Annotated in this window: 5 protein-coding genes; 1 reads left to right on the forward strand and 4 read right to left on the reverse strand. The window is 68.3% G+C overall.

The genetic code is table 11. The annotated features are described in order from the left end of the window. Positions 1–82 precede the first annotated feature (82 nt). The 3 genes from ACVOK1_RS20105 to ftsY all read right to left on the reverse strand — a co-directional run bounded on the left by ACVOK1_RS20105 (position 83) and on the right by ftsY (position 2,864). On the reverse strand, positions 83–352 hold the full coding sequence (locus ACVOK1_RS20105) for an oxidative damage protection protein (protein ID WP_108768528.1): 270 nt from the start codon (positions 350–352) through the stop codon (positions 83–85). A 5-nt stretch (positions 353–357) separates the two neighbouring features. Then, a complete protein-coding gene (mutY, locus tag ACVOK1_RS20110) occupies positions 358–1,482 on the reverse strand; it encodes an A/G-specific adenine glycosylase (protein ID WP_481563059.1) in 1,125 nt (374 codons plus the stop codon). Positions 1,483–1,565: 83 nt separating this feature from the next. Next, positions 1,566–2,864, reverse strand: coding sequence for a signal recognition particle-docking protein FtsY (ftsY, locus tag ACVOK1_RS20115; protein ID WP_481563060.1), 1,299 nt, complete (start codon positions 2,862–2,864; stop codon positions 1,566–1,568). Between the two features lie 130 nt (positions 2,865–2,994). On the opposite strand from ftsY, the gene ACVOK1_RS20120 reads away from it, so the two are divergent. Beyond that, on the forward strand, positions 2,995–3,291 hold the full coding sequence (locus ACVOK1_RS20120) for a hypothetical protein (RefSeq protein WP_481563061.1): 297 nt from the start codon (positions 2,995–2,997) through the stop codon (positions 3,289–3,291). A 191-nt stretch (positions 3,292–3,482) separates the two neighbouring features. Here ACVOK1_RS20120 and htpG read toward each other — a convergent pair whose 3' ends face one another. Next, the gene (gene htpG, locus ACVOK1_RS20125; protein ID WP_406231942.1) at positions 3,483–5,369 is read right to left on the reverse strand and encodes a molecular chaperone HtpG; all 1,887 of its coding nucleotides are present in this window, start codon (positions 5,367–5,369) and stop codon (positions 3,483–3,485) included. Between the last annotated feature and the right edge of the window lie 247 nt (positions 5,370–5,616).

A 5,616-nucleotide genomic window follows, 5' to 3' on the forward strand; every position in this document is an offset into this window, starting at 1 on the left:
GGGGGGCCGCCCCCCACGTTGTCGATCGCTGGCGGGGGCTGTGCTCGCGCCGCCCCCCCCCCCCCCCCCCCCCGCTACCGGCTCAGGCTTCGGGGGTGAAGCCGGCCGGCTTTTCAGCGTCTTTCTCGAACAGGAACTTGACCAGCTCCGCTTCCAGCATCGCGCGGTGCTCCGGCTTGCGCGGCGACAGGCGGTTTTCGTTGATCAGCATGGTCTGGTGCGCCAGCCAGGCCGCCCAGGCCTGCTTGCCGATATGGTTGAACACGCGCTGGCCCAGGTCACCGGGATAGGGCACGAAGTCCAGGCCCTCGGCATCGCGTTGTTCGTACTGGCAGAAGACGGTTCGGGGCATGGCACTCACTCGTAGTTGCGGGGTTTGGTGGCTCTGCGTTTCGGCGCCTTTACCGGCGTGCCGTCCAGCAGCTTGCGGATCGGCGCGGGCAGGCCCAGCGCCGGAAGTTCGTCAGCGGCGACCCAGCGCAGCGCGGGTTCTTCCACGCGCAGGCCGCGCACCTGACGCGACAATACCTGCAGGTGCAGCCGATAGTGGCTGAACGTGTGCTGCAGCACCGGCAGTTCCTCGGCATCTTCCAGCGAACCGTCGACATGGGCGTCGAACCAGTCCTGCAGGTCGCTGCCGGCGTCGGCCTGCGGCAACGTCCACAGCTGCGCCCAGATGCCGGTGTCCGGGCGCTTCTGCAGCAGCACGCGCTGCTGGGCGTCACGCAGCAGCAGGGCCACGGCCTCGCGCTCGGGCAGGGTCTTGCCGGGTTTCGGCGTGGGCAGGTCGGCGGTGCGGCCTTCGCGGCGTGCCACGCAGTCTTCCTGCATCGGGCAGATCACGCAGGCCGGCTTGGCACGGCTGCACACGGTCGCGCCCAGGTCCATCTGCGCCTGGGTGTAATCGGCCATGCGACCGGCCGGCACCTGCGCTACATGCGCTTCCGCCAGCGACCACAGCTGCTTCTCGATGGCCGGCAGGCCGGGGAAACCCTCGATGCCGTGATAGCGGCTGAGCACGCGCTTGACGTTGCCATCGAGGATCGCGAACGGGTCGTTCCAGGCCTGGCTGAGGATCGCGCCGGCAGTGCTGCGGCCGATGCCGGGCAGGGCGTGCAGGGCATCGAAATCGCGCGGCAGGGCGCCGTCGTGCAGCTCCACGCAGCGCTTGGCTGCGGCGTGCAGGTTGCGTGCGCGGGCGTAGTAACCGAGTCCGGCCCACTGCGCCATCACCGCGTCGTTGCTGGCGGCGGCCAGGTCGGGCAGAGTCGGAAAGTGCTGCAGGAACCGCTGGAAATACGGGATGACCGTGGTCACCTGGGTCTGCTGCAGCATGATTTCCGACAGCCAGACCCGGTAAGGACTGCGCGGATGCTGCCAGGGCAGGTCGTGGCGTCCGTGGTCGTCGAACCAGTGCAGCAGGTGGGCGACGAAGCCGTCTGCGGGGTCAGGTGCGGCGCTGGCGTGCGGCTGGCGGGGCATGGGTGTTCCGGGGAAGGCAGCCACCCGTGGGGTGGCTCTACTGGATTGCGGTAGAGCCACGCCATGCGTGGCTGCACGGCGTATCAGGCGCCCAGCGCTTCAGGCAGCAGGGCGTCGACGAAGGCTTCCGGATCGAACACGCGCAGGTCTTCCGGGCGCTCGCCGATGCCGGCAAAGCGGATCGGAATGCCGAACTCGCGGGCCAGGGCGAACACCACGCCGCCCTTGGCGGTGCCGTCCAGCTTGGTCACCACCAGGCCGGTCACCTTCACCGCGGCATTGAACTGGCGCAGCTGCGAGAGCGCGTTCTGGCCGGTGGTGCCGTCAATGACCATCAGCACTTCGTGCGGCGCGGTCTCGTCGATCTTGCCGAGCACGCGGCGGATCTTGCCCAGCTCGTTCATCAGGCCGGACTGGGTGTGCAGGCGACCGGCGGTATCGGCGATCAGCACCGAGGTGCCGCGTGCCTTGCCGGCCTGCAGGGCGTCGTAGGCCACCGAAGCGGCGTCGGCGTTCTGCCCCTGGGCGACCACGGCCACGCCGTTGCGCTCACCCCAGGCCTGCAGCTGGGCCACGGCGGCGGCGCGGAAGGTATCGCCGGCGGCCAGCATCAGGCTGTGGCCTTCGTCCTTGAAGCGCTTGGCCAGCTTGCCGATGGTGGTGGTCTTGCCGACGCCGTTGACGCCGACGGTGAGCACCACGAAGGGCTTGGCGTTGCGGTCGATCACCAGCGGCTTGGCGACCGGCTGCAGGATCGCGATCAGTTCGCTGCGCAGCGCGGCGAGCAGCGCATTGGCATCGACGAACTCGCGCGACTTCATGCGCTTGCGCAGGCCCTCGACCAGGTCGGTGGTGGCGCCCACGCCGACGTCGGCGGTGATCAGTGCGGTTTCCAGCTCGTCCAGCAGATCGTCGTCGAGCTTGGGATTGCGCGAAAACAGGCCGCCGAAGCTGCGGGCGATGACGCTGTTGCGCAGGCGCTCTCGCCAGCCGGGCTTGCCGGCCGGGGCCGGGGCGGCATCGACCAGTACCGGCAGGTCCGTGGCAGGCGTGGCCGGCGCTTCGGCCGGGGTGACCGGGGCCAGCGGTGCAAGCACGGCGGCTGCAGCCAGGGCCTCGGCTTCGAAGTCCTCCGGGGCGATGACACGTTCCGGGGCCGGGGCAGGCGGCGCAGCGGCGACCGGCGGCTCGGGCGCTACGACAGGCGCAGGGGCGGTGACCTCGACGCTGGCCGGCGTGGCGACCGGCGCGGCCGGGGCTTCTTCGACCGGGGCAGCAGACGGGAACGCCGCCGCCAGCTCGTCAGCCGAGTAATGCTGGGTCTTAGGCGCGTCCGGCGTGGCGGCGTCCTGGGGCTTCTTGCGGCGGAAAAAACTGAGCATTGGCAAAAGGCGCTGAAATCAGAGGGATATGCTACCACTCGGGACCGTTGACCCGATGTGGACTCAAGGTTGCGCAGGTCCGGCCGTTAACCGGTCCGAGGGGCTGCGCAGAGCGGCCCGGAGACCGCCGATGAACGTGATGGAGACTGCGCTGTCCGGAATGCGTGCGGCCCAGCAGGGCGTGCAGGTGGCCGTACACAACGTGGCCAACCTCGCCACCCCGGACGCGCAGCGCCTGCAGTTGCAGCGCAGCCCGGTGGAACAGGGCGGGGTGGAAGCCACCGTCAATGCCACCGATCCGGACCCGACAGCGCCGCTGGGCGACCTGCTGGCAGCCAAGGCCGAGGTGGTGGCGTTCGCCGCCAACGCCGCGGTGATCCGCCGGCAGGACCAGATGCTGGGCTCGCTGCTGGACCGGACCGCCTGAGGCGACCGCTCTGGTAGGTGTCAACCTTGGTTGACACGCTTCCCGCCTTGGTAGGTGTCAACCTTGGTTGACACGCCTTTGAAGCGCCAACCGAGGTTGGCGTCTACCAGAGCGGGGGCGCCAACCATGGTTGGCGTCTACCAGAGCAGCGCCCGGTAGCGCCGGGCCATGCCCGGCGACCGCCCCATCAATCAGGCCGACAGTTCCAGCAGCAGCTTGTTCAGGCGTGCCACGTAGGCGCCCGGATCCTTCAGGCTGTCACCGGCGGCCAGCGCGGCCTGGTCGAACAGCACCCGGCCCAGGTCGTCGAAGCGCGCGCCATCGGCTTCGGCGTCGAGCTTGGCGATCAGCGGGTGGCCCGGGTTGATCTCCAGCACCGGCTTGCTGTCCGGCACCTTCTGCCCGCTGGCTTCCAGGATCTGGCGCATCTGCAGGCCCAGGTCCTGTTCGCCGATGGCCAGCACCGCCGGTGAATCGGTCAGGCGGTGCGAGACGCGCACCTCGGCCACGTCATCGCCCAGCACCGTCTTCAGGCGCTCGACCAGGCCCTGCTTGTCCTTCGCCGCGGCTTCCTGTTCCTGCTTGTCGGCCTCGCTTTCCAGCGCGCCCAGGTCGAGGTCGCCACGGGCGATGTCGACGAAGCCCTTGCCGTCGAAATCGGTCAGGTAGCCCATCAGCCACTCGTCGATGCGATCGGTCAGCAGCAGCACTTCCACGCCCTTCTTGCGGAACACTTCCAGGTGCGGGCTGTTGCGCACCTGGCTGTAGCTCTCGCCGGTCAGGTAATAGATCTTGTCCTGGCCCTCGGCCATGCGACCGATGTAATCAGCCAGCGACACGGTCTGCGCATCGGCCTCGCCACGGGTGGAGGCGAAGCGCAGCAGGCCGGCCACCTTCTCGCGGTTGTTGTAGTCCTCGGCCGGGCCTTCCTTCAGCACTTGGCCGAATTCCTTCCAGAACGTGGCGTACTGTTCCGGCTTGTCGGCGGCCAGCTTTTCCAGCATGTCCAGCGAGCGCTTGGTCAGCGCCGCCTTCATCGAGTCAATGACCGGGCCGGACTGCAGGATCTCGCGCGAGACGTTCAGCGACAGATCGTTGGAATCGACCACGCCCTTGATGAAGCGCAGGTACAGCGGCAGGAACTGCTCGGCCTGGTCCATCACGAACACGCGCTGCACGTAGAGCTTCAGGCCCTTGGGCGCGTCGCGGTGGTACAGGTCGAACGGCGCGCGGCCAGGCACGTACAGCAGCGAGGTGTACTCGAGCTTGCCTTCGACCTTGTTGTGGCTCCACGCCAGCGGGTCGCTGTGGTCGTGCGCCACGTGCTTGTAGAACTCGTTGTACTCGGCGTCGCTGATCTCGGTGCGCGGGCGGGTCCACAGCGCGCTGGCGCGGTTGACGGTCTCCCACTCGCCGGCGGCGTCTTCGCCTTCCTTCGGCATCTGGATCGGCAGGCCGATGTGGTCGGAGTACTTCTTGAGGATGCTGCGCAGGCGCCAGCCGTCGGCGAAGTCGTGCTCGCCATCCTTCAGGTGCAGGACGATGCGGGTGCCGCGCTCGGACTTGTCGATCGTGGCCACGTCGAAATCGCCTTCGCCACGCGAGGTCCAGCGCACGCCCTCGGCGGCGGCCAGGCCGGCGCGGCGCGAGGTCACTTCCACTTCGTCGGCGACGATGAAGGCGCTGTAGAAGCCGACGCCGAACTGGCCGATCAGCTGCGAATCCTTCTTCTGGTCGCCGGACAGCTGGCGCAGGAAATCGCCGGTGCCGGACTTGGCGATCGTGCCAAGGTGGGCGATGGCTTCGGCGCGGCTCATGCCGATGCCGTTGTCTTCGATGGTGATGGTGTGGGCGGTGGCGTCGAAGCTCACGCGCACGCGCAGTTCGCTGTCGCCTTCCAGCAGGGCAGGCTGGGTCAGGGCTTCGAAGCGCAGCTTGTCGGCGGCGTCGGCGGCGTTGGAGACCAGCTCGCGGAGGAAGATTTCCTTGTTGGAGTACAGCGAGTGGATCATCAGCTGCAGCAGCTGCTTGACCTCGGTCTGGAAGCCAAGGGTTTCGGTCTGGGTGGTCTCGGTCATCGATAGGGCTCCGTGTGCAATGCCGCGCCAGCGCGTGCGGCCTGGCCAAGGGGTATGGCTGATTGTCCCGAAATCAAGGGGCTGGTCGGGCAGGGCTGCGCCCTGCACCTGCTGGTAGTGCCGGCCGCTGGCCGGCAGCCTTAGAGTCAAAGGCCGAAGCGGCATTCCGTGGGATGGCGGGGCACTGTGGGTTCGCGGGGACGCCGTGAACCCATCCATGGGGGCTTGGTCGCCGCATCCATGCGGC

The sequence above is a fragment of the Stenotrophomonas sp. STEN087 genome, assembly GCF_056759115.1.

Excerpts from the sequence above, each read along its gene's own strand:
- ACVOK1_RS20105 (WP_108768528.1), bottom strand. The coding sequence starts at position 352 with ATGCCCCGAACCGTCTTCTGCCAGTACGAACAACGCGATGCCGAGGGC.
- mutY (WP_481563059.1), bottom strand. The coding sequence starts at position 1,482 with ATGCCCCGCCAGCCGCACGCCAGCGCCGCACCTGACCCCGCAGACGGC.
- ACVOK1_RS20120 (WP_481563061.1), top strand. The coding sequence starts at position 2,995 with ATGAACGTGATGGAGACTGCGCTGTCCGGAATGCGTGCGGCCCAGCAG.
- htpG (WP_406231942.1), bottom strand. The coding sequence starts at position 5,369 with ATGACCGAGACCACCCAGACCGAAACCCTTGGCTTCCAGACCGAGGTC.
- ftsY (WP_481563060.1), bottom strand. The coding sequence starts at position 2,864 with ATGCTCAGTTTTTTCCGCCGCAAGAAGCCCCAGGACGCCGCCACGCCG.